At 48.3% G+C, this 22464-nt stretch carries 23 protein-coding genes and 1 pseudogene; 8 read left to right on the plus strand and 16 right to left on the minus strand.

What is annotated here, in order from left to right; all coding sequences use genetic code 11:
• Positions 1 to 9: 9 nt before the first annotated feature.
• The 5 genes from lpdA to BAMF_RS32165 all read right to left on the minus strand — a co-directional run bounded on the left by lpdA (position 10) and on the right by BAMF_RS32165 (position 6747).
• On the minus strand, positions 10 to 1431 hold the full coding sequence (gene lpdA / locus BAMF_RS32145; protein ID WP_013352802.1) for a dihydrolipoyl dehydrogenase: 1422 nt from the start codon (positions 1429 to 1431) through the stop codon (positions 10 to 12).
• Complete coding sequence (buk, locus tag BAMF_RS32150) at positions 1421 to 2536, minus strand: butyrate kinase (protein WP_088030540.1); 1116 nt, start codon at positions 2534 to 2536, stop codon at positions 1421 to 1423. The genes lpdA and buk overlap by 11 nt, the downstream gene beginning before the upstream one ends.
• 17 nt (positions 2537 to 2553) lie before the next feature.
• Positions 2554 to 3648 carry a branched-chain amino acid dehydrogenase gene (gene bcd / locus BAMF_RS32155; protein ID WP_013352804.1) on the minus strand — a complete coding sequence of 365 codons (1095 nt, stop codon included), beginning with the start codon at positions 3646 to 3648 and terminating at the stop codon, positions 2554 to 2556.
• A 13-nt stretch (positions 3649 to 3661) separates the two neighbouring features.
• On the minus strand, positions 3662 to 4555 hold the full coding sequence (gene yqiS / locus BAMF_RS32160; protein ID WP_013352805.1) for a phosphate butyryltransferase: 894 nt from the start codon (positions 4553 to 4555) through the stop codon (positions 3662 to 3664).
• Between the two features lie 122 nt (positions 4556 to 4677).
• Positions 4678 to 6747: a sigma-54 interaction domain-containing protein gene (locus BAMF_RS32165; protein WP_013352806.1), complete on the minus strand. Its 2070-nt coding sequence runs from the start codon at positions 6745 to 6747 to the stop codon at positions 4678 to 4680.
• Positions 6748 to 6900: 153 nt separating this feature from the next.
• Here BAMF_RS32165 and BAMF_RS32170 point away from each other — a divergent pair, with 153 nt between their 5' ends.
• A complete protein-coding gene (locus BAMF_RS32170) occupies positions 6901 to 7143 on the plus strand; it encodes a DUF2627 domain-containing protein (protein WP_013352807.1) in 243 nt (80 codons plus the stop codon).
• A gap of 29 nt (positions 7144 to 7172) precedes the next feature.
• On the opposite strand, the gene prpB is transcribed toward BAMF_RS32170, so the two are convergent.
• The 10 genes and pseudogenes from prpB to ytaF form a co-directional block, all read right to left on the minus strand.
• Entirely contained in the window at positions 7173 to 8078 is a 906-nt protein-coding gene (prpB, locus tag BAMF_RS32175; protein WP_013352808.1) for a methylisocitrate lyase, read from the minus strand.
• Positions 8079 to 8096: 18 nt separating this feature from the next.
• Entirely contained in the window at positions 8097 to 9524 is a 1428-nt protein-coding gene (locus BAMF_RS32180) for a bifunctional 2-methylcitrate dehydratase/aconitate hydratase (protein WP_013352809.1), read from the minus strand.
• A gap of 25 nt (positions 9525 to 9549) precedes the next feature.
• Positions 9550 to 10647 (minus strand): citrate synthase, encoded by a 1098-nt coding sequence (gene mmgD, locus BAMF_RS32185; protein WP_013352810.1) that lies wholly within the window; start codon positions 10645 to 10647, stop codon positions 9550 to 9552.
• Between the two features lie 23 nt (positions 10648 to 10670).
• The gene (locus BAMF_RS32190) at positions 10671 to 11804 is read right to left on the minus strand and encodes an acyl-CoA dehydrogenase (RefSeq protein WP_013352811.1); all 1134 of its coding nucleotides are present in this window, start codon (positions 11802 to 11804) and stop codon (positions 10671 to 10673) included.
• Between the two features lie 30 nt (positions 11805 to 11834).
• A pseudogene (locus tag BAMF_RS32195) lies at positions 11835 to 12685 on the minus strand (3-hydroxybutyryl-CoA dehydrogenase).
• Between the two features lie 20 nt (positions 12686 to 12705).
• The gene (locus BAMF_RS32200) at positions 12706 to 13887 is read right to left on the minus strand and encodes an acetyl-CoA C-acetyltransferase (RefSeq protein WP_013352814.1); all 1182 of its coding nucleotides are present in this window, start codon (positions 13885 to 13887) and stop codon (positions 12706 to 12708) included.
• Between the two features lie 139 nt (positions 13888 to 14026).
• Positions 14027 to 14764: a glycerophosphodiester phosphodiesterase gene (locus BAMF_RS32205; protein WP_013352815.1), complete on the minus strand. Its 738-nt coding sequence runs from the start codon at positions 14762 to 14764 to the stop codon at positions 14027 to 14029.
• 87 nt (positions 14765 to 14851) lie between these two features.
• Positions 14852 to 15478, minus strand: coding sequence for an N-acetylmuramoyl-L-alanine amidase family protein (locus tag BAMF_RS32210; protein WP_013352816.1), 627 nt, complete (start codon positions 15476 to 15478; stop codon positions 14852 to 14854).
• Positions 15479 to 15497: 19 nt separating this feature from the next.
• A complete protein-coding gene (locus BAMF_RS32215) occupies positions 15498 to 15824 on the minus strand; it encodes a hypothetical protein (protein ID WP_038462916.1) in 327 nt (108 codons plus the stop codon).
• Between the two features lie 308 nt (positions 15825 to 16132).
• Positions 16133 to 16768 (minus strand): sporulation membrane protein YtaF, encoded by a 636-nt coding sequence (gene ytaF / locus BAMF_RS32220; RefSeq protein WP_013352818.1) that lies wholly within the window; start codon positions 16766 to 16768, stop codon positions 16133 to 16135.
• A 146-nt stretch (positions 16769 to 16914) separates the two neighbouring features.
• Here ytaF and BAMF_RS32225 point away from each other — a divergent pair, with 146 nt between their 5' ends.
• The 7 genes from BAMF_RS32225 to BAMF_RS42035 all read left to right on the plus strand — a co-directional run bounded on the left by BAMF_RS32225 (position 16915) and on the right by BAMF_RS42035 (position 21427).
• Positions 16915 to 17547, plus strand: coding sequence for a helix-turn-helix domain-containing protein (locus BAMF_RS32225; protein ID WP_013352819.1), 633 nt, complete (start codon positions 16915 to 16917; stop codon positions 17545 to 17547).
• Positions 17548 to 17839: 292 nt separating this feature from the next.
• A complete protein-coding gene (locus tag BAMF_RS41550; protein WP_014470646.1) occupies positions 17840 to 17977 on the plus strand; it encodes a hypothetical protein in 138 nt (45 codons plus the stop codon).
• 93 nt (positions 17978 to 18070) lie between these two features.
• Entirely contained in the window at positions 18071 to 19189 is a 1119-nt protein-coding gene (locus BAMF_RS32230) for an NADH-dependent flavin oxidoreductase (protein WP_038463265.1), read from the plus strand.
• Between the two features lie 126 nt (positions 19190 to 19315).
• The gene (locus tag BAMF_RS32235; protein ID WP_014470647.1) at positions 19316 to 19528 is read left to right on the plus strand and encodes a spore germination protein; all 213 of its coding nucleotides are present in this window, start codon (positions 19316 to 19318) and stop codon (positions 19526 to 19528) included.
• Between the two features lie 124 nt (positions 19529 to 19652).
• Positions 19653 to 19865, plus strand: a complete 213-nt coding sequence (locus BAMF_RS32240; protein WP_013352823.1) for a spore germination protein — start codon at positions 19653 to 19655, stop codon at positions 19863 to 19865.
• 185 nt (positions 19866 to 20050) lie between these two features.
• Positions 20051 to 21232, plus strand: a complete 1182-nt coding sequence (gene alr / locus BAMF_RS32245; protein WP_013352824.1) for an alanine racemase — start codon at positions 20051 to 20053, stop codon at positions 21230 to 21232.
• 60 nt (positions 21233 to 21292) lie between these two features.
• On the plus strand, positions 21293 to 21427 hold the full coding sequence (locus BAMF_RS42035) for a hypothetical protein (protein ID WP_014470649.1): 135 nt from the start codon (positions 21293 to 21295) through the stop codon (positions 21425 to 21427).
• On the opposite strand, the gene spo0A is transcribed toward BAMF_RS42035, so the two are convergent.
• Positions 21422 to 22222, minus strand: a complete 801-nt coding sequence (gene spo0A, locus BAMF_RS32250; protein WP_013352825.1) for a sporulation transcription factor Spo0A — start codon at positions 22220 to 22222, stop codon at positions 21422 to 21424. The two genes, BAMF_RS42035 and spo0A, sit on opposite strands and share 6 nt — an antisense overlap.
• Positions 22223 to 22464 lie beyond the last annotated feature (242 nt).

Consider the following 22464-nt stretch of genomic DNA (forward strand, 5'->3'; position numbering starts at 1 on the left):
TCTTTCCTTTTAAAAATGAATCGCGTTTCCGTCTGCGGCTAACGCAGCTTCTCCAATCGCCTCTGAAAGCGACGGATGCGGGTGTATGGACTGACCGATTTCCCACGGCGTCGCATCGAGCACCTTGGCAAGCCCCGCTTCAGAAATCATATCGGTGACGTGCGGACCGATCATATGAACACCGAGAATATCATCTGTATTCCGGTCGGCGACGATTTTGACAAAGCCGTCGCTTTCTCCGTATACAAGAGCCTTTCCGATCGCCATGAACGGAAACTTCCCGATCTTAAGTTCATGGCCTTTTCCGGCGGCTTCTTCTTCTGTCATACCGACACTCGCCGCTTCCGGATTTGAATAAATGCATTTCGGCACAAGGGCGGCATCAAGCGGAGCCGGATTAAGACCCGCCATATGCTCAACCGCAATGATACCTTCACGGGAGGCCACATGTGCAAGCTGCAGCCCGCCGACGACATCACCGATCGCATAAATATGCGATTCCTTCGTCTGTCCGGATTCGTTTACGAGGATAGAACCGTTTTCCAAAGCAATGTCCGTATTTTCGAGCCCGATTCCTTCAATATTCGGCTGGCGGCCGATGGAAACAAGCATTTGTTCCGCGTGATACGTTTCGCTTTCTCCATTCTTTTCAGCTTCAATTGAAACGCCGTCCGCTTTTTCCAATGTATCCGGAAGCACTTTCGCACCCGTTACGATCTTAATTCCTTTTTTCGTTAACAGTTTTTCCATTTCGCTTGAAATATCACGGTCTTCAGTCGGCAAAATGCGGTCCGCGTATTCAATTACAGTGATATTGACGCCGAAATCATTCAGCATGGATGCCCATTCAATACCGATGACACCGCCGCCGACGATTATCATGGATTGAGGCAGACGTTCAAGCTGCAGCGCTTCATCTGACGTCAGAATATAAGTACCGTCTGCTTCTAAACCTGGAAGCATTTTCGGCCTTGAACCGGTTGCGATAATTAATTGTTTCGGTATCAGCATGTCGTTTTCTTCACCATTTGCGTATTCGACGGAAATGGTACCCGGAAGAGGTGAGAAGATGGAAGGGCCGAGCATACGTCCGTACCCGTTGAATACATCAATCTTCCCCTTTTTCATCAGATGGGCGACACCTCCGGCCAGCCGGTCAACGATTCCCTGCTTTCGTTTTTGCACGCTGTCAAAACGGAGAGAGACACCTTCCGTTTCAATGCCGAATGCTGCCGCTTCCTTTGCGGTCCGATACACTTCTGCGCTTCTTAACAGCGCTTTACTCGGAATACATCCTTTATGAAGGCATGTTCCCCCGAGTTGTTCTTTTTCTACAACGGCCGTTTTTAAGCCAAGCTGGGCCGCTCTGATGGCGGCAACATAACCGCCCGTGCCGCCGCCCAGAATGACCACATCATACTCAGTCGCCATTTGTTTTCACTCCTTCGCCGATCTGATATTGTTTCGCCTGCTCCTCACCGGCTAAAACCCGAAGCGCGCCTTGCGCAAGTGATTGCAGTTCATTTTCTCCCGGATACACCAGTACATCCGAAATCCAATCTATGTACGATCTGATGGCGGAAACGAAATCTTTCCCGTACGCCAATCCGCCTGTCAGGACGATAATGTCTACTTTTCCTTTTAAAACGGCGCTAGCCGCCCCGATTTCTTTCGCTATCTGATAAGCCATGGCGTCATAAATGAGCCGCGCATTTTCATCTCCGTCCTGAATGCGTTTTTCCACTTTCACCGCGTCCGTTGTTCCCAGGTAGCCGGAGAGTCCGCCCGTGCCGACAAGTTTTTTCATCATATCGGCTTTTGAATACTTGCCGGAAAAACACATCTCCACCAGATCACCCGCCGGAACGGTTCCCGCACGTTCCGGACTGAATGGCCCTTCTCCGTGAAGCCCATTGTTGACATCAGTCACCCGTCCGCAGTCATGAACGCCGACTGTGATGCCGCCGCCCATATGAGTGACGATCATCTTCATCTGTTCATACCGCTTGCCGAGAGACGCCGCCGCCGTACGGGCAACGGCTTTTTGGTTTAAAGCGTGGAAAATGCTTTTCCGCTTGATTTCAGGCATTCCAGATACTTTAGCAAGGGGTGTCATCTCATCCACCACGACAGGATCGACGATATACGCCGGGATATTAAGTCCGTCAGCTATTTCCCTGGCAATAATCCCGCCCAGATTCGAAGCATGCTGGCCATTGTACCCGTTTTTCAAATCAGTGATCATGGCGTCATTCACTTCATATGTGCCGCCCTCAATCGGTCTGAGCAGGCCGCCTCTGGCACAAACGGCATCAAACTTTGAAATGTTGATGCCCTGTTCGTGCAGAGACTCAAGTATGCTTATTTTTCGAAATTCGTATTGGTCGATAATGCTGTTAAATGTTTTCAGCTCTTCTTCGGGGTGCCGCAGCGTCTTTTCAAAGATACAGCGTTCATTGTGAAAGACACCGATTTTCGTTGATGTTGAGCCTGGATTCAGAATGAGAATGCGTTTTTCCTGTTCGAACATTTTCATACCTCCAGATCAAATTCCTATCGTCTGCTTAATACACTTTGGCCGTTTTGCAGAAACTGGCTTCTTGAACGGCGCATGCGCTCAATTCGCTCTTCAGCCAGACGGTCAGCCGCTAAGTAAGTCGGAATGCCGTCACGCGCAGAAATATCGAGCACCCGTTCAATATTTGCATAGATGCCTTCAACCTTTTTCAAAGCCCGCTCAGCATTATAGCCGTAAAGCTCATCAGCTACATTGATGACACCGCCGGCATTGATGACATAATCCGGCGCGTACACGATTCCCATTTCATGAATGGTATCACCATGACGTGTTTCTTTCAGCTGGTTATTGGCCGCCCCCGCAATAACTTTCGCCTTCAGCTGTTTAATCGTGTCATCGTTAATGACGGCACCGAGGGCACACGGAGCATAAATATCGCACGCCTGTGAGTAAATGTCGTCCGGATCAACGGCACGGGCCCCGAAGTCTTCAACGGCACGTTTAACAGATTCTTTATTGATATCCGTCACGATTAAAGAAGCACCTTCTTCGTGAAGATGGCGGCAAAGATTGTAAGCCACATTTCCCACACCTTGCACGGCAATTGTTTTTCCTTCCAGCGAATCAGTGCCAAACGCCGCTTTAGCAGCAGCTTTCATCCCTTTGTAGACACCGTATGCCGTAACCGGAGATGGGTTTCCTGATGAACCGAATGCCGGAGAAATCCCTGTTACATAGTCTGTTTCATCATGAATAATATCCATATCTTCAACGGTTGTGCCGACGTCTTCCGCCGTAATGTATCTTCCGTTTAAGCCTTGAATGTACCGGCCGAATGCGCGGAACATTTCTTCATTCTTATCTTTGCGCGGGTCCCCGATAATAACGGTTTTCCCGCCGCCTAAGTTTAAACCGGCAGCCGCATTTTTATAAGTCATGCCTTTTGCAAGTCTTAATGCATCTTCAATTGCCGCTTCTTCACTGTCATATGTCCACATTCTCGTTCCGCCGAGTGCAGGGCCGAGCGTTGTATCATGAATCGCGATGATCGCTTTTAAGCCTGACTGTTCATCTTGGCAGAATACCAATTGTTCGTAATCATAAGTTTCCATATATTTAAAAATTTCCATAGGTACGTTCCTCCTACTGTTCTTGTGATGCGCAAATCGCAAGCGCAATTGAATACAGTTTATTTTCTGCGGTATCCGCTCTGCTCGTTAATGCAATCGGCGCCTTCGCACCCGCGATGACGGCAGCAACATTTGCTTTCGCAAAATAAATCATTGACTTATAAAGCATATTTCCAGCCTCTATTGAAGGAACCAAGAGAATATCCGCCTGGCCCGCTACGCTTCCGGAAATCCCTTTTTGCAGTGCTGCAGCTTGAGATACGGCATTATCCAAAGCAAGCGGTCCGTCCGCGATACAGCCTGTAATCTGGCCTCTATTGCACATTTGGACGATCGCAGCCGCGTTCAGCGTCGCCTCCATTTTCGGATTAACCGTTTCAATAGCCGCAAGGACTGCGGCTTTCGGCATAGGGTTCCCTACTGAATGCGCGACATGAACCGCATTTTGCAGAATATGCCGGAGCTCTTCAAGAGACGGGGCGATGTTCAGCGCTGAATCAGTCACATACATCAGCCGGTCATAGTCCGGCACCTCAAAAACGGCTACATGTGATAACACACTTTTAGAACGCAGCCCTTCCTGGCGGTTTAAAACCGACTTCAGAAGAGTTGAGCTCGGCAGATTCCCTTTCATTAAAATATCCGCCTCTTGTTCGCGTACTGCGCGCACTGCTTTTGCCGCAGATTCTTCGGGTGAATCGGCGTGGATAATGTCAGCATTGAACTTCGGCTCATTTGCCAGAAGCTCTTTCAGCTTTTCGCTGTCACCCGTCAGTAAAAATCGTGCCGACAAGTGCTCTGCCGCCATTTTGACAGCCTGGATTACTTCTTTATCTGCTGCGTGGGCCACTGCAATGGTTTTTGCGTTTTTTGCCGCGGCTTTTTCAACTAAGTCTCTCAGCTTCATTTTGTACCACCTTCCTTGTTCGAATCCGCTTTTATCAATGCAAGTTCCGTGCCAAATGTTCGGGAGGGTTATTCCGGCCTTTTTTCAAGAAAACATGCAGCTGTTTGCGCTTTCTCTGCAATTTATTGCATGCCGTCATTTGCAAGGCCGTACTTGTCCATTTTGTAGTACAGATTCCGAATGCTGACGCCAAGCGCTTTTGCCGTTTTGGTTCGGTTGAATTTATGCTTTTCAAGCGTTTTTTGAATGACGTGCGCTTCAAATTTTTCAACGGCCTGAGAGAGTTTTTCTCCTTCCACATCCGGAAAATCACTTCGGGCGCCGCTTTTTTCACTCAGCTCTGTTTCAAAAACAGGCAGATGCTGCTGTTCTATCCGCTCCATGTGCGGCTCTAAAAATATCATCGCCCGGCCGAGAACATTTTCGAGCTCTCGGACGTTTCCCGGCCAGCTGTAGGCTGATAAAGCACGCAGCGCGTTCGGCGCGAGCCCCTTTACGTTGCGGCCGTAATCCTGATTGATTTTTTCGATGAGCCGAATGCTCAGCGCTTCAATATCCTCTTTGCGCTGCCGAAGCGGCGGGATTGAGATCGGATAGCGGTTAATCCGGTAATACAGGTCTTCCCGGAACGTTCCTTCCGCCATGGCCTTTTCGATATTGACGTTTGTCGCTGCGATAATTCTGACATTGACAGAAATCGCTTTAGCACCGCCGACTCTGGTAATTTCTTTTTCCTGCAGAACCCTGAGCAGCTTCGCCTGGGTGCTTTGGGTCAGCTCTCCGATTTCATCTAAGAAAATGCTGCCGTTATTCGCTTCTTCAAAAAGCCCTTTTTTGCCCCCGCGCCTCGCGCCCGTAAACGCGCCTTCCTCATAGCCGAAAAGCTCGGATTCCAGCAGGGATTCAGACAGGGCCGCACAATTAACCCGAATGAACTTATTGTATTTTCTGTCGCTTTCGTTATGGATGGCGTGGGCGAAAAGTTCTTTTCCGGTGCCGGATTCTCCCCGCAGCAGAATCGTCGCCGGCGTTTTCGCCCCGAGCTTCGCCTGTTCAAGGGCGACCAGCATTTGTTCACTCGTGCCGATAATGTCGTCAAACGTGTATTTCGCTTCAAGCGTGCGGATGATCTGCCGCGCCCGGTTCAATTCAGCAGTCAGTGTTTTAATTTCTGACACATCGTGAATGACTCCGACGCTGCCTTTTAAAATGCCGTCCACAATAACCGGCGCAACATTCACGATGACATCCTTTTTATTGGGGCCGACTTTCATTCTTACGCCCCGTACAGGCCGCCTTGTCCCCAATACTTTCAGGTGCATGCTTTCTCCTTCTGAGATATCGGTGGAGGCGGGTTTTCCGATGACTTCGCTTTCTGACAGCCCGGTCATTTTTGTATACGCTTTGTTGATTAACATTCCGATGCCGTTTTCATCAACGACGGAAATGGCTTCGTCTGACGATTGAATAATCGCTTCAAGCATGGTGCGGATTTGTTTTAAGTTCGTTACCTCTTCTGCCAGCTCAACTGCGTCCGTGATGTCTTTAAACACGCATAACGCACCGAGAAGCTTTCCGCCTTCATCAATGATCGGCAGTCTTGTCGTGACAATCTGCAGGTGCTTTCCGAGAAGCTGCTTCTGGTTATATTCCGGCTCTCTCGTCTCCAGAATCCGCGGCAGTTTTGTGTTCGGCACGACATCTTTAATTTGGCGGCCGATGACATGCTCCCGTTTTTGGCCGACCATTTTTTCAGCCATCTGATTAAATAAAATGATCGTTTCGTTGACGTCTATAAAAATCATGCCATCGTGGGTTGAATTAAAAATCCGGTCATGCTTATACGTCTGTGACTTCAGCATTTGAATAAGCTGCTGCTTTTCCTCCATCAGCTGAAACACCATGTACGCCAATTTCCCCGGCATGACGATGGTTTGTTCTTTTTTCTCATGGAGCAGTTCATCCATGACCGCTTTGTCACCTGTTGTATGGATGATAATATCTATATCTTCGGTTATGTAAGGTTTCCAATCTGATGAGGTTGCAATTCCATATCTCCGGGCTTCTTGCAGCCCTTGCGCCTCCGGATCTTGGTCAACCACCGCAATAATCCGGATCAATTTTGTTTTCATCAAAATCTGTAAGAGCGCCGTGCCTCCTTTACCAGCACCTATAATCAGCACCTTCTGCATCCCGATACCCCTTTGTATGAAAAAATTTGCACACCTGTATTTTCCGTTGCAATAATTTGCACAACCCCTATGTTACCATGTTTTCATCTCTTGACAAAATATTTTTTCGATTGGACAATAAAGGAAATCATATCGAAAAGGGGTTTTCTGAATATGAGCCGGCTTGTTGCGCTTTTGATCCTGGTCCTCCCCGGCGCTGTTGCGGCGCTCGGCATTAAGCTGATGAGAGATGCATTATTCGGGCATACGTTTGCCCCGTTTCCGTCCCTTTTTCTTCAGGGAGCGGCCGGACTGGCGTTTTTTTTGTTCGGTCTTTATATTCTGGCCGGATTTATTCTGTACCGAGATCGGAAACGCAATCAAGTCAGCCCGCGGTTCAGGAAAAAAAAGCTGTAAAAAAAAGCCCTTGCAAAAAAGGGTTTTTTTCAGTCATCCGGCAGTATCGTTTTTGCAATGGATTGATCAAGTTCCTCATAGTCATGGTAAGCGATCGTTTCATATAATTCTTTTCTCGTCTGCATATCCGAAAGCCCCTCTTTTTGCGAGCCTTCTTCTTTTATAAGGCGGAAAATACGCTCAAAAGCCTTGGCCGCCGTCCTGAGAGACGTGACAGGGTAAATGACCATCTGACAGCCCATGCCGGAGAATTCTTCAGCGCTGTAATACGGCGTTTTTCCGAATTCAGTCATATTTGCGAGAATCGGCACACTGATTTGTTTGGAAAACGCTCTGAATTCACTTTCTGATTGGAGCGCTTCCGGGAAAATGGCGTCAGCACCCGCTTTTATATAAGCGGCCGCTCGTTTTAATGCGCCCTCCAGCCCTTCCTGCTGTCTGGCGTCTGTCCTCGCAACAACGAGAAGAGTCGGCGCTGCCTGCTTGACCGCTTGGATTTTCTGCGCCATTTCTTCGATCGGCACGAGCTGCTTCCCATTCAGATGCCCGCATTTTTTCGGCAGGCGCTGGTCCTCCATTTGGACGGCGGCTGCGCGCGCTTCATACATTTCTTTCGCCGTCCGGGCGGCATTCAGCACTCCTCCGAAACCCGTATCAATATCCACAAGGACAGGCAGGTCAGATGCACGGACCAGGTCTTTAACACGTTCAGCCATTTCCGCCGACGTGATGATGCCTAAATCGGGAAGCCCTCTGCTCGCCGTGTAAGCCGCGCCTGACAAATAAAGAGCCGAAAACCCCGTTTTCTTGGCGATAAGAGCAGCCATCGCATCGTGAGCGCCGGGGATCTGCAATAGCTCCGGCGCTGTCATCTGCGTACGGAACCGCTCTGCAAGCTCCTCTTGAGACGACTGCCTGCTGACGATCCACGTCATGTTTGTCACCCTCCTACTTTATACGAGAAATAAGTCCATAAATTCAATAACGCTGAGCTGCTGCATCCGTCCGCTATGTTTGCAGGCTTCTTCTATTTTATGCTGCTGCTTCAGTGAAAAATGAGTGCTGACGTTTGCTGAAAACTTGGCAAGAATATTCGGAACGGCTTCTTTTCTGCGGAATCGGTGCCCGAGCGGGTATTCACATTCAATCCGTTCCGTAGCTGTGCCGTCTGTAAAATGCACCTGCACGGCATTTGAGATGGATCGCTTATGCGGGTCTAAGTAATCTTTTGAGTACGCTTTATGTTCCGTCACCTCCATTTTGCTCCGCAATGTATCAATTCTCGGGTCAGAGGCCGTTTCCTCTTCATAATGGTCTGCCGTAATATCTCCGAAAAGCAGCCCGATTGCCGTAATGTACTGCAGGCAATGATCCCGGTCAGCCGGATTGTGAAGCGGGCCTTTTTTATCAATAATCCGGATGGCTGACTCATGCGTCAAAATCGTGATTCTGTCGATTTCCCCGATGCGGTCTTTCACCTCAGGATGGAGTTGGACCGCGCATTCCGCAGCTGTTTGGGCGTGGAATTCAGCCGGATAGGATACTTTAAACAAAACATTCTCCATAACATAGGAACCAAGCGGGCGGGCAAGCTTCATTTCCTCCTGATTAAATAATACATCTTGAAATCCCCATCCCGGTGCGGTCAGCACCGTCGGGTATCCCATTTCACCTTTCAGCGCCATGAGGGCCAAATACACGCCTCTGCTCGTCGCATCACCGGCCGCCCATGATTTGCGCGATCCGGTGTTCGGCGCATGCCGGTACGTTCTGAGGCTTGAATTGTCAATCCAGGCGTGTGATACGGCGTTGCTGATTTCCTCTTTTGAACCGCCCAGCATTTGCGTGCAAACAGCCGCAGTCGCCACTTTCACAAACAGCACATGGTCCAGTCCGACTCTGTTTAAACTGTTTTCCAAAGCGAGAATACCTTGGATTTCGTGCGCTTTGATCATTGCGCGAAGCACATCGCGCACGGTAAACGGTTCTTTCCCTTCAGACACCCTTACTCTGGAAATATAGTCCGCACAGGCCAAAATGCCTCCGAGATTGTCAGACGGATGACCCCATTCCGCCGCAAGCCACGTATCATTATAATCGAGCCATCTGTTGATACATCCGATATTAAAAGCGGCCGTGACGGGGTCTAAAACAAAAGGCGTGCCGGGGACTCTGCTTCCGTTCGGCACGGAGGTTCCCGGAACAATCGGGCCGAGCAGCTTTGTACATTCGGGATAGCTGAGCGCCAGAATTCCGCAGCCTATCGTATCAAGAAGCACATGTCCTGCCGTAGTGAAAGCTTCTGAACTGTCAATCTCTTGATGGAGCACATAATCAGAAATCTCTTCGATCACGGCGTCCATTCGGCGGGTTTCTGTCATATTTTCATCTTCCTTTCTCATCTGTTTACAGACGCGCTCCGGTATAGCGGACACGCGGGCGGAAAAGCCGGTTTCGGCTGTGCTGTTCAATGACGTGCGCGCATAGGCCGACCGTCCGTGCGCTGAAGAATATAGGCGTGTACAGCGGAATCGGAATGCCGAGCATGTAATAGACCGGCGCTGCGTAGTAATCTAAATTCGGGTAAAGGCCTTTTTTCTCCCGCATGACGGTTTCACCGGCTTCACACATGTTATAAAGACGGAAATCACCCGAAAGATCAGACAGCTTTTTCAATGCTTCTTTCATCATGAGCGCCCTCGGGTCCATTTTTTTCATGTAGACGCGGTGACCGAAGCCCATGATTTTTTCTTTGTTTGCGAGTTTTTGAGTTAACAATTGTATAAACCCGTCTGTATCTTTCGCTTCTTCAAGCATGTACATAACCGCTTCGTTCGCTCCACCGTGAAGGTTTCCCTTCAATGAGGCGACGGCTCCGGTCAGAGCGCCGTATATATCCGATTGTGTCGAAGCAATGACGCGGGCCGTAAACGTTGAGTTCGGCAATTCATGCTCACTGTATAAAAGAAGCGACCGGTCGAATATTTCTTCTTCCAAGGATGACGGGGTTTTTCCGGTAATCATATATAAAAAGTTTGCGCTGTACGATAAGGTCCCGACAGGCGCTAAAGGCTCCAGCCCGTTTATGACACGATAGCTGTTGACGGTAAGATTCGGCATTTTGCCTATCAGCCCGCGGACACGGTGCTGATTCACAGATGAGGTGCGGTCATCAATGTCCTTGTCAAAGCCTCCAAGCGCGGACAAACCCGTCCTCAGTCCGTCCATCGGGTGAGTATGTTCTGGCAGCAGACGGCAGATGTGCAAGATTTCCTCAGGAAGGTATCCGCCGCGCCGGACGTCCTCTTCAAGCGCCGCCTTCTCTTTCGCATCAGGAAGTCTGTCTTCCAATAAGAGGTGGACAATGTCCATATAGCCGGCCGTTTTAGAAAGCTCAATCAGATCGTGGCCTTTGATCAAAATACTGCCCTGCTGTGTATCCAGAAAAGAAATTCCCGTTTCCACCGCAATAACGCCATCTAAACCGGGAGAATAAGATTCCATGATTTCGCTCCTTTTCGCACATTTTATTGAAGAAGATACTTAGAAATAATCAGCCTTTGAATCTCATTGGTGCCTTCATAGATTTGCGTGACCTTCGCATCCCGAAATAAACGCTCCGCAGGATACTCTTTCATATAGCCGTAGCCGCCGTGAATCTGCACAGCCTCAACCGCCGCTTTCATCGCCGCATCAGACGCGAACTGCTTTGCCATTGATGCTTCTTTTCCGCACGGAAGCCCGCGCTGATACAGATCAGCAGCATGATAGACCAATAACTTGGCAGCTTCCGCATTCGTCGCCATGTCAGAAAGTTTAAAAGAAACAGCCTGATTCGAGGCGATGGGCCTGCCGAACTGGCTGCGGGTTTTGGAGTACTCGACAGAGCAGCCGAGCGCCGCTTCGATAATCCCGAGCGCCTGAGCCGCTATGCCGATCCGCCCGACATCAAGGTTTTTCATGGCGATTGAAAAACCCTCGCCCTCTTCGCCGAGCCTGTTCTCAATTGGAATTTCCGCTTGGTCAAATTGCAATTCGACAGTGCTGGAACCTAACAGTCCGAGCTTTTTTTCTTTTTTTCCGATAGAAAAGCCGGGTGTGTTTTTTTCAACGATAAAAGCGGATATCCCCTTCCTCCCTTTAGCCGGGTCGGTTAAGGCAAATGTCAGATACAGATCTGCCGCTCCGCCGTTTGTAATAAAGATTTTTGAACCGTTCAGAATATAGGAACCGCCTTTTCTCACGGCCGTTGTTTTCAGGCCTCCCGCATCAGATCCGGATTGAGGCTCAGTAAGTGCAAACGCCCCTACATATTCGCCCGCTGCCAGCTTTGGAATGTACATTTGTTTTTGGGCTTCTGTCCCGAAATGCAAAATCGGGTTTGTCCCTACCGATGTGTGGACGGATAAAATAACGCCGACAGCCGCGCTTACTTTTGATATTTCATGAATCGCTAAAATATAAGATGTTATATCAGCGCCCGCTCCGCCATAAGCTTCCGGGACGGGAATCCCCATTAACCCCGCTTCCCCCATTTTTTTAATCAGCCGGTCCGGAAATTCATCGGTTGTTTCCATGATCTCAACCATCGGCGCGACTTCCTTGCGCGCAAAATCACGCACCATTTTTCTCATCATGATGTGCTCTTCTGTAAAATGCACGGCTGCCGCCTCCCCCTCATGATTTTTATGTCATCTGTTGTACTCATAAAAACCGCGCCCGCTTTTTTTGCCGAGCCAGCCGGCGCTGACATATTTTCTGAGCAGAGGGCATGGACGATATTTCGAATCTCCGAGTCCCGAATAGAGAACCTCCATAATGGAAAGGCACGTATCCAATCCGATGAAATCGGCTAATGTTAAAGGCCCCATCGGATGACGCATGCCGAGCTTCATCACATCGTCAATCGCTTCCTTTGAGGCCGCACCTTCGTAAAGGCAATAAACGGCCTCGTTAATCATCGGCATTAATATGCGATTAGATATAAAGCCTGGAAAGTCATTGACTTCAACAGGTATTTTTTCATCTGAACGGCAAGCTTCTTTACTGTTTCCGATGTTTCTTCCGACGTGGCAAGCCCCCTGATGACTTCGACAAGCTCCATGACGGGAACCGGATTCATAAAATGCATGCCGATTACTTTTTCAGGCCTTTTGGTGACAGCGGCAAGCTCCGTAATGGGAAGAGAAGACGTATTGCTTGCCAATACGGTATGAGGGGGACACAGTTTATCGAGTGTGCCGAGCAATTCGGCCTTTGCTTTTTTGTTTTCGGCAATCGCTTCTATTACAAAATCAGCATTTCCCGCGTCCGTTAATTCTGCCGGGGAAATGCGGCTGAAAACGGCATCTGTTTCATGCTGTGTCTTTCGTCCTTTCGCCTGATCTTTCTCCAGATTTGTTTTGATGCGGCGAAGGCCTTTTGTCACCATTTCCGGCTCCCAGTCGTATAACATGACGGTAAACCCAGCTTCGGCAGCTGTCTGTGCGATGCCGGCTCCCATCTGTCCGGCACCTGCGACCATGATTGTTTTCATCTTCATCTGACGCTCCCTTCGTTATATCAGTACACCTCCAGCAGGACGGCGTCTCCTTGAGCCGCTCCGCTGCATATTGCCGCTATGCCTAAACCTCCGCCGCGCCGCTTTAATTCGTATATCAAACTCATGATGATTCTGGCTCCGCTTGCGCCGATCGGATGGCCGAACGCAATTGCCCCCCCGTTAACATTCACTTTCTCCCGGCTGAACCCGGCTATTTTTTCGCTCACGAGGACGACGGACGCAAATGCTTCATTCACTTCAAACAAATCGATGTCGTCAACGGACAAACCGGTTTTTTTCAAGAGCCGGCTGATGGCTTCTCCCGGCGCGCTTGCAAGCTCGGACGCTTCCAGTCCGACAGACGCAAAACCAAGTATCGCAGCGAGCGGTCTGACATGCTGCTTCGCGGCTTTTTCCTCCGACATCAGCACAAATGCTCCGGCGCCGTCATTTACACCGGGAGCGTTTCCGGCGGTGACCGTTCCGTCGGCTGTAAAAATAGGTTTGAGCTTTGCGAGCTGGTCAAGGCTTGTATCCGGACGCAGCCCCTCATCTGCTGCAACAGTATGCTGTTTGCCCTTTTTGCCGGTCCAGGTGACGGGGACGATTTCTTCATGCAATTTACCCGTCTCAGCTGCCTCAGCCGCGCGTTTCTGGCTTAAAAGAGCGTAATGATCCTGTTCATCTCGGGAAATGCCGTACTTTTTGGCCGCAGAGCTTCCGTGGACAGCCATATGCACCTGATCAAACGCACAGGTCAGCCCGTCATGAACCATTAAATCCTGAAAAACCCCGTCTCCCATCCTCACACCCCAGCGGCCGGCCGGAATGGCGTACGGAATGTTGCTCATGCTTTCCATACCGCCTGCAATCAGCACGTCCGCATCTTTCGCCCGGATGATTTGATCACAGATGGTAACGGCTCTGAGCCCCGATGCACAGACCTTATTAATGGTTTCAGCCGGAACGGACCATGGAAGCCCGGCATGCCTCGCAGCCTGCCGCGCCGGAATCTGCCCCGCGCCCGCCTGGACGACCATTCCCATCACCGCACCTTCTGCTTCACTTTCACTGATGCCGGCGCGCTTGATTGCTTCTTTTATGGCAATGCCGCCAAGCTCGGCTGCTTTTACCTCTTTTAATGCCCCGCCGAATTTTCCGAACGGCGTTCTAGCCGCACTGACGATAACCGTTTTTCCCACACTTTTGCCTCACTTTCAATAAGATAAAAGATAACGCTTACACAAAACGCCCTGTTCCAATATATGAACCGGCTGACCAAGTTATGATCGCCCCGTGCTGTTTCTGCCCATAAAAAAAGAGGACTGTCTGAACAGTCCTCTAGTTGCAGCATTCTTCTTTTATTGAAAGAGCCAGCTTTGGATAATCGGTAAAAAATGCGTCTGCTCCCGCTTTTATCAGCTGCTTCATATCTTCCGGCCGATTGACGGTGAACGGACGGAGCGCCGCTTGGTGTTTTGCAAGATGTTTGATCACTTCAGCGCTGACCGCCGGCGTGCCGAGCTTCGGATGATAACCAGAAGCTGGAATTGAAGCAAGATACCGTTCAGGCCGGTAAAGCACATCCATCGTCAGCACCGCCCGTTCTATCTCAGGTGCCAGGGCGTGGCAAAGCGCGAGGCTCTCATGATTAAATGAAGAAAAAATAACGCGCTGTTCCAGTCCGTAATACCTGACTTTTTTGATCACTTCTTCTTCCATTCCCTCGTAACGGAACACGCTGTTTTTCAGCTCAATATTGATCAGAAAATCAGCACGCTCCGCAAAACGCAGCACGTCTGACAAAAGCGGAATTCTGACTCCTTTAAACGAATCTTTCCATTTGCCGGCGGCATCTGCGGTTCTGATTTTCTCATACGCCGTATCTTTCACAAATCCTTTCAAAGACGTCGTACGGTCAAGGGTTTCGTCGTGAATAACCACGATTCGGCCGTCTTTTGTCATTTGTACGTCAAGTTCGATTCCGTCAGCTCCGGCCTCAATCGCTTTCGTGAACGCGAGCATCGTATTTTCGGGATAGTCGCCCGACGCCCCCCGGTGGGCAAAAATAGTCGTCATATGTGTCACCTCAGGTGTTTGTCATCGGTTTTCTCTATTATAATCGTTATGCACATAAGGAGGGCGCTATTTACATATATTTTATAATTATTGCCCGCTGTAATAGGTTTCGATTCCGTTTACAACAGCGTCTGCGGCATGCTCTTGTCCACTCTCGTTTTTCAGCTTGTCCGCATCTTGAGAATTTGTGATAAAGCCTAATTCAGCCAGCACACTCGGCATTTTTGAATATGTAATGACATAAAAAGGGGCTTCTTTTACACCTCTGTCCCTCATCTCTAAAGACGAGACAAGCTGCTGTTGAATGTCAGAAGCAAGCCTCTCACTGTCTGCTCCTTCATATGTTGAATTAAAATACGTCTCTGTGCCCGATGCCGTTGATACGGCTGAATTCGTATGGAGGCTGACGAATAAATCGGATTGGCTGGCGCTTGCTTTCGCCACCCGCTCGTCCAAACTTAAAAAAGTATCATCCGTTCTTGAAGCAACAGGTTTTGCGCCTTCTGCCTCCAATTTGGCGATCACCTTGTTTGACACCGCTAAATTGATATTTTTCTCCAGCAGTCCATTTCCGCCGGCCCCGCTGTCTTCTCCGCCATGCCCGGCATCGATATAAATGGTTTTTCCTTGCACAGATTCAGCTGCATAAGCGGACGGTGCAAGAAGAAGCAGAGCGGCACCGAATGCTGCAGCGCTTTTTGTCAGTAAACCCACGTGTTTTCCTCCCCGTTCTTTACATATCTGTTTCTCTTTTCAGTTTTTCAAGCCGTAATTGTCCGTTGCTCTCTTTTTTATAGGTGATTTGCACCGCCGTATGTTCAGGCAGAGACTGACATTCAAACCGCTTAGAAAAAGGCACCTTCACCTCTTGCCGCTCTCCGTCAATTTTCACCGCGATCGTATCGTTTCCGGACGCTTTTATGAATGTTCCTTCCTGTGTAAATGACGGCGCCGAATCCGCCTCTGCGGTATACTCGCAGCCTGATAACAGCCATGCGGTGAAGATCAGAAGTATGACAGATATGACAGACTTCACACAGATCACCTCACGTTTTCTCATTCGGCTTTATCTTTGAACAGAATGGGCGATTTGTAAAGGGCGCCTTCGTTCCTCCAGTGCTTTTCCATATTTGGAATGAAGGATTTCTGACCCGCTGATTACCTGAACTTAGAAAGAAAACGAGCTGATCCGTCTATGAAAAAGGTTCTGTCTGAAGAGCGGATATGCAGAATTTAACGGAAACGGACGACTTTCTATTCATTTTGATAAAATATCAGGTCATCAAAAAAAGAGAGCCTCATCATGCGCTCTCCCGAATAGAATTGTTCATATTTATTTTGAGTTTTTCATAAAATGAACGGGACAACTTAAAAGAGCAGCGTATTGACGGCAATGATGAGAATAATCACTCCGCTCAGCACCGTGCTGAACTGTCCGACATGGAAAGATCCGATGCGCAATGACGAAGCTTTTTTTCCAAGCAAGCAGCCGAGCCATATGGTCAGAAAACTTCCGAACGCCGCAGTGATGGAAATTGCGGCGGGAGAAAGCCCGATCAGACCTGCGCTTAATCCGTTAGTCAGCGCATTTGCGGATACGGCCACTCCGAGGACCATGGATTCCAATATACCGATTTCTCCCGAACCGTCAGCATCTGCTGTCTCCGGGTTTTGTAACAGACCGGCAAAACGGCCTTTTTTTCTTGATGACACATCAGCACGCGCTGAATTTTCTTTTTTTCTCGGCACAGCCAGCAGGATGATGCGGATGCCGATGACAGATAAGATAAAAGCCGCCAGCAAGACGGGAAAAAAACCAGGCAGAACGGCTGAAATCCATTTGCCGAAATAAATCCCGATATAACTGAATAAAAAACAGATAAAAGCGATCATCATATTTGACGCGTGCGATATTTTGATCTTTCTGATGCCGTATGACATCCCCACTCCTAAATTATCAATGCTCGAGGACACTGCCAAACCTAAAATCAATAACCAAGCCATGTTATTTTCTCCCCATTCTTTGATGTCTTTTCAACATGTTGCGCTGTTGAATCTACACTATCCTATTCAGCAGTACAGAAAAGGTACCTTTTCTGCAAAAATTATTGACTGATTATCATCATTCCGGCGGAAACGAGGTGACACCCTTGGCAGAAAATGAAAATAATACATTGGGCCCCCTTTTAAAATCACTGCTTGATAAGCACTCGCTCTCCATGAGAAAACTCGGCGCCTTAACCAACATTGATACGGCCACCATCTCCCGGATTATAAACGGCAAGCAGAAGGCCAATTTAAAGCATCTTCAGGAATTTTCAAAACACCTCCGCACCCCGCTGGAGGAATTGCTTGAGGCGTCAGGCATAGACATCGGCCATGATAAAGAAGCTGCGCCGCAAGATCCGATGCACGCGATTCAGGATATGCTGAATATGGCGGAGATGTTTGATCAGCCTTTTTCCCGGGAGCAAATTGAACGCGAGCTGACCAGATATGAACAATATGCCAAAACCCAGCAGGGCCATCGCCTGATTTGTGATGAGTTTCAAAAGAAAATGGATAACGAAGAAAGCGTCGGCCCTTTTATTGATCACTTGAAAAACATGCATCATCAATATATGGATGAATCAACACCGGCTGAAGACCGCGCGATTCTCGGGAGCGCGCTGCTGTATTATATTTTGGCGACGGACGTCATTCCGGATTACATGTTTCCGATCGGCTATCTGGACGACGCGATCGCCGTTCAAATCGCTTTGCATCGGCTGAAAAAAAAGTAAAGGCGCTTAAAAAAGCGCCCTTTTTTGTTGAAAAATATGAAACACCGCATTACGGTTTTGTCAAAACAGAGACAGCTGTCATATGATACATTAACCTAACAAAAAGGAGGGTGTCTTCTATGGACAGCAACACAGTTGTGGCAGTGTGCGCTCTGTTAAGTGTTGTGATTCAGATCGGAACGATATTCGCCGCAGGAAAGTGGAAAAAAGAATAAAAAACAAATTGACGGTTTTTTCGCACAAGCGTATGCTTATAAATAATCTTGTAAATGATTAGAAAGAAGTTATGCATATGAAAAAAATCATTCTCCTCTTCGCCGCCGCTGTCATATTCAGCTCGATCGGCCATCAAATTTCAGGCGGATATAAAGATCCCGAAAAAGAACGGAGAAAACCGTTCCATTCATTTAAATGGTTCAGCCGATCATAATCTCAGGATAAAGCACAGGCAAAATAATTGCACACAATTAAAACATAAGCTAGAATACGGACGAGTTAAACTCCTAAGGAAGAAGGCGAAATGATGAAACAAATTTATAAACCGCTGTTTGAACCTTTTACGTTTGAAAGCGGCGTTACCATACCAAACCGTATTTCTGTCGCACCGATGACACACTATTCATCAAACGATGACGGAACAATTTCAGACCGTGAATTAAGCTACATTACTCCCCGTTCAAAAGAAATGGGCATGGTCATTACGGCATGTGCAAACGTAACACCTGATGGCAAAGCGTTTCCCGGCCAGCCCGGTATCTATGATGATTCTCACATTCCCGGCTTGAAAAAACTCGCTCAGGCGATCCAGTCTCAAGGAGCGAAAGCCGTTGTGCAGATTCACCATGGCGGATTGGAATGCCCTCCTGAACTCGTGCCAAACAAAGACGTCGTCAGCCCGAGCGGCTCAGAAGAAGACGGCAGACAAACTTCCCGGGCTCTTACTGAACAAGAAGTTGAGCACATCGTAAAAGCATTCGGCGAAGCGACACGCAGAGCGATTGAAGCCGGCTTTGACGGTGTTGAAATTCACGGGGCAAACGGGTACCTGATTCAACAATTTTATTCTCCGAAAACCAATCAGCGCACAGACCGCTGGGGCGGAAGCGATGAAAAACGCCTTGCGTTCCCGCTTGCAGTCGTTGACGCTGTCAAACAGGCGATTGCTGCACACGCTGAAAATCCATTTGTTCTCGGCTACCGCCTGTCACCGGAAGAGCCGGAAACACCTGGGATTACAATGAAAGAAACCTTCCTGCTCGCCGACGCGCTTGCGGAACAAAACTTGGATTACCTGCATATTTCACTGATGGACGTCAATTCCAAAGCCCGCCGCGGCGCAGATACTTCACGTACACGGATGGATTTATTAAACGAACGCGTTGGCCATAAAGTGCCGCTGATGGCGGTCGGTTCTATCTATACCGCGGATGAAGCGCTAGCCGTATTAGAAAGCGGGATTCCGCTGGTGGCTCTGGGACGTGTCATTCTGATCAACCCCGAATGGTCGGTGCTGATCAAAGAAGGCCGCGAGCAGGAAATCGAAAAAGCAATAAAAGCATCTGAAATTGAGAAATACCGACTCCCTGAACCGTTATGGGAAATGATCCAGAATACAGGCGGCTGGGTGCCGTTTGAAAAATAACCACAAAAAACTGCCGGATGTCCGGCAGTTTTTTTGGTTCATAAATTTTTACCGCTTTGTTTACTCCTATTTCTGACACACTGCGTACATATAGTAAATAGATTAATAGAAAGGAGACCGTATATGATGGCTGGATTTCCTATTACGATTAACAGTCTTTCCGGAAACGGGGTTGTCAATGTCGGCGGCGCGTTTTCGATAAGTCCTTTAACCGTATCAAAAACAGTCTACGGCTCAGGAGGAGGAAATATCGGTATGGTTCTGCAAATGAATCAATCCAGCACGGCTCAATCTTCAAGTTCTCAATTCTCTGATCAAAATGTAATGAAAACACTATGATATCTGTATTTCCCTCCTATTCCGGCTCACAGCAGCCGGATTTTTTTACCGTTTTGTTTAATCTTATTTCAGATCACAGCGTACATATAGTTAGTAGACTTAGAGAGAAAGGAGAAAAAATAGAATGAGCGGTTGCCCGATTACGATAAACAACGTATCAGGAAACGGAGTTGTCAATGTTGGCGGCGCTATATCCATCAGTCCGGTGACTGCATCAAAAACCGTTTTCGGTGCCGGAGGAGGAAATATCGGTATTGTCATTCAAAGCAATGCTGTGAGCCAGGCCAAAATGTTTGAGCATCAATTTTCAGATCAGAATATTGTGAAGTCAATTTAAGGGCTGCCACGCAGCCCTTATAGACACGTAAAGCGTCAATATAAGCAGGCCGACAGAATCACTGAAAACAATCAGCGGTCACCTTCTCATGTTTTGAATGATTTCAGTTAAGAGTGAATAGAATGCAGATTGAAAGCATGAAAACACGACAGTACTGAATCTCATTACGGAAAGAAGGAATCGCGATGAAAAAACTTTGCCGGGAAGTTTGGATTGAAGTTGACCTTGATGCGATAAAAAAGAATATACGGGCGATCCGCCGCCATATTCCGAATAAGTCTAAGATTATGGCCGTCGTAAAAGCAAACGCGTATGGCCACGGGTCTGTCGAAGTAGCGCGGCAGGCACTGGAAAGCGGAGCGAGCGAGCTCGCAGTCGCCAGCGTTGAAGAGGGGATTGTGTTACGAAGAGCGGGGATTACGGCACCGATCCTTGTACTCGGCTTTACCGCTCTCAGCTGTGTGAAAAAGTCTGCCGTCTGGAATATAACATTGTCAGCGTTTCAAGTCAGCTGGATCAAAAAAGCGAATCAGATATTGGAAGAAGAAGCGGTTTCGAAACGGCTGTCCATTCATATTAATGTGGATACCGGGATGGGCCGGCTTGGTGTACGCACAGAAAAAGACCTGTTAGCAGTTGTAAAAGCGCTCAAGTCGAGTACATACCTGTCATGGGACGGGATCTTTACCCATTTTTCAACAGCGGATGAACCTGATACTGAATTGACGATGCTGCAGCACGAAAAATTTATCAGCTTTCTCCGTTTTTTAAAAGATCAAGGCATTACGCTCCCTACCGTGCATATGTGCAACACAGCAGCCGCTATCGCTTTCCCGGAATTCAGCGCCGATATGATCCGTTTAGGCATCGGTTTATATGGATTATACCCGTCCGCCTATATCAAGGAGCTGGATCTTGTAAAACTCACGCCCGCACTCAGTTTAAAGGCGCGTATCGCTTATGTGAAAGCCATGGTGACAGAGCCCCGGACCGTCAGTTATGGTGCTACATATATCGCCGAACCGGGTGAAATCATCGCAACAATTCCGATCGGCTATGCTGACGGTTACTCGCGCGCCCTTTCCAACCGCGGGTTTATTCTTTATCGCGGCAGACGGGTGCCGGTGGCGGGGAGAGTGACGATGGATATGATTATGGTCAGTTTGGGTGAGAGTGAGGGCAAACAAGGAGAAGAAGTCGTCATCTACGGTAAACAAAAAGGAGCCGAGATTTCAGTTGATGAGATTGCCGAAATGCTAGGTACGATTAATTATGAAGTCGTATCTACGTTAAGCCGTCGCGTCCCCCGCTTTTATATCAGAGACGGCGAGATCATCAAAGTATCAGCTCCCGTATTATACGTGTAGGTCTCATAAACCCCGCTTTTATGCAGCATCAAGATTCCTCGGACCAGAGGGATTTTGCTTATGTATAAAAATTCAGATGCCGGTGCGAGTGATTCACTTTTTTCACCGGCAAAAGCACAAAACGCCTTCTCTTCCGCATTGATTCACGGAAAAGAAGACGAAAAAAGACATCCTGCCATTCAGCTTGCGTTATGAAGCTTTATGCTCCAATCTCAGCTTGTCAGCAACCATCGCGATGAATTCTGAATTGGTTGGTTTTGCTTTTGTCATGCTCACAGTATACCCGAACAGCGAAGAAATGGAGTCAATATTTCCCCTGCTCCATGCAACTTCAATGGCATGGCGGATGGCCCGTTCTACACGGCTTGCGGTCGTGTTGAATTTTTTGGCGATGTCGGGATAAAGGACTTTTGTGATGCTGCCGAGAAGTTCAATATCGTTATACACCATGGAAATGGCTTCACGCAAATAAAGATAGCCTTTGATATGGGCAGGCACACCGATCTCATGGATAATGCTTGTAATGCTGGCATCGAGATTTTTCCGCTTCGGCTCAGGCTGACTGCGGATAATGCTGCTTTGCGCGGACGGCGCACGGTGTGTGACGCTGCTGACATTGCCGCTTACCTGGCGGATATGGCCGACAAGGTTTTCCATATCAAACGGCTTCAGGATGAAGTAGGACGCACCTAAATCGACGGCTTTTTTCGTAACGTCTTCCTGACCGAATGCCGTCAGCATGATGACGTTCGGCTGCTTCGCAAGTTCTGATTCCCGGAGGCGCTCCAAAACCGCAAGACCGTCCAGATGCGGCATAATAATGTCTAAAACGAGCACATCGGGATTTTTATCTTTAAACAAAGAAAGGCATTCCTGTCCGTTATAAGCAACGCCGAGCACTTCCATATCATCCTGTCCCTCTATATATTCACTCAACAGGCTTACAAGCTCTCGATTATCATCAGCAACACAAACTTTAATTTTCTCCACGTTTCTTCCTCCCCCAATGTATTAACAGGACGCAACCCATTTGACTGCTACATGTTACATTCGACAAAACCACTACTTCCCCTTTTAAAAAATCCATTTTTACCAATAATAGTGGTATATCTTTGTTTTTCTAGCATTTTCTAGGTTTTTCGACTAAAAATTAAGTTTGACAAATCAGGAAACGTGAATTTGTCGAAAAATCTTCATGTCTTATTTTACATGAATCCAGGAAAGAAGTGAAG

The organism is Bacillus amyloliquefaciens DSM 7 = ATCC 23350 (genome assembly GCF_000196735.1).
In the GTDB taxonomy this organism is placed as follows: domain Bacteria; phylum Bacillota; class Bacilli; order Bacillales; family Bacillaceae; genus Bacillus; species Bacillus amyloliquefaciens.

Bases quoted from the DNA above. Each gene is read 5' to 3' on its own strand.
- lpdA (WP_013352802.1), bottom strand. From the start codon at position 1,431: ATGGCGACTGAGTATGATGTGGTCATTCTGGGCGGCGGCACGGGCGGT.
- buk (WP_088030540.1), bottom strand. From the start codon at position 2,536: ATGAAAATGTTCGAACAGGAAAAACGCATTCTCATTCTGAATCCAGGC.
- bcd (WP_013352804.1), bottom strand. From the start codon at position 3,648: ATGGAAATTTTTAAATATATGGAAACTTATGATTACGAACAATTGGTA.
- yqiS (WP_013352805.1), bottom strand. From the start codon at position 4,555: ATGAAGCTGAGAGACTTAGTTGAAAAAGCCGCGGCAAAAAACGCAAAA.
- BAMF_RS32165 (WP_013352806.1), bottom strand. From the start codon at position 6,747: ATGCAGAAGGTGCTGATTATAGGTGCTGGTAAAGGAGGCACGGCGCTC.
- BAMF_RS32170 (WP_013352807.1), top strand. From the start codon at position 6,901: ATGAGCCGGCTTGTTGCGCTTTTGATCCTGGTCCTCCCCGGCGCTGTT.
- prpB (WP_013352808.1), bottom strand. From the start codon at position 8,078: ATGACGTGGATCGTCAGCAGGCAGTCGTCTCAAGAGGAGCTTGCAGAG.
- BAMF_RS32180 (WP_013352809.1), bottom strand. From the start codon at position 9,524: ATGACAGAAACCCGCCGAATGGACGCCGTGATCGAAGAGATTTCTGAT.
- mmgD (WP_013352810.1), bottom strand. From the start codon at position 10,647: ATGGAATCTTATTCTCCCGGTTTAGATGGCGTTATTGCGGTGGAAACG.
- BAMF_RS32205 (WP_013352815.1), bottom strand. From the start codon at position 14,764: ATGACGACTATTTTTGCCCACCGGGGGGCGTCGGGCGACTATCCCGAA.
- BAMF_RS32215 (WP_038462916.1), bottom strand. From the start codon at position 15,824: ATGAGAAAACGTGAGGTGATCTGTGTGAAGTCTGTCATATCTGTCATA.
- ytaF (WP_013352818.1), bottom strand. From the start codon at position 16,768: ATGGCTTGGTTATTGATTTTAGGTTTGGCAGTGTCCTCGAGCATTGAT.
- BAMF_RS41550 (WP_014470646.1), top strand. From the start codon at position 17,840: ATGAAAAAAATCATTCTCCTCTTCGCCGCCGCTGTCATATTCAGCTCG.
- BAMF_RS32230 (WP_038463265.1), top strand. From the start codon at position 18,071: ATGAAACAAATTTATAAACCGCTGTTTGAACCTTTTACGTTTGAAAGC.
- BAMF_RS32235 (WP_014470647.1), top strand. From the start codon at position 19,316: ATGGCTGGATTTCCTATTACGATTAACAGTCTTTCCGGAAACGGGGTT.
- BAMF_RS32240 (WP_013352823.1), top strand. From the start codon at position 19,653: ATGAGCGGTTGCCCGATTACGATAAACAACGTATCAGGAAACGGAGTT.
- alr (WP_013352824.1), top strand. From the start codon at position 20,051: ATGAAAAAACTTTGCCGGGAAGTTTGGATTGAAGTTGACCTTGATGCG.
- BAMF_RS42035 (WP_014470649.1), top strand. From the start codon at position 21,293: ATGTATAAAAATTCAGATGCCGGTGCGAGTGATTCACTTTTTTCACCG.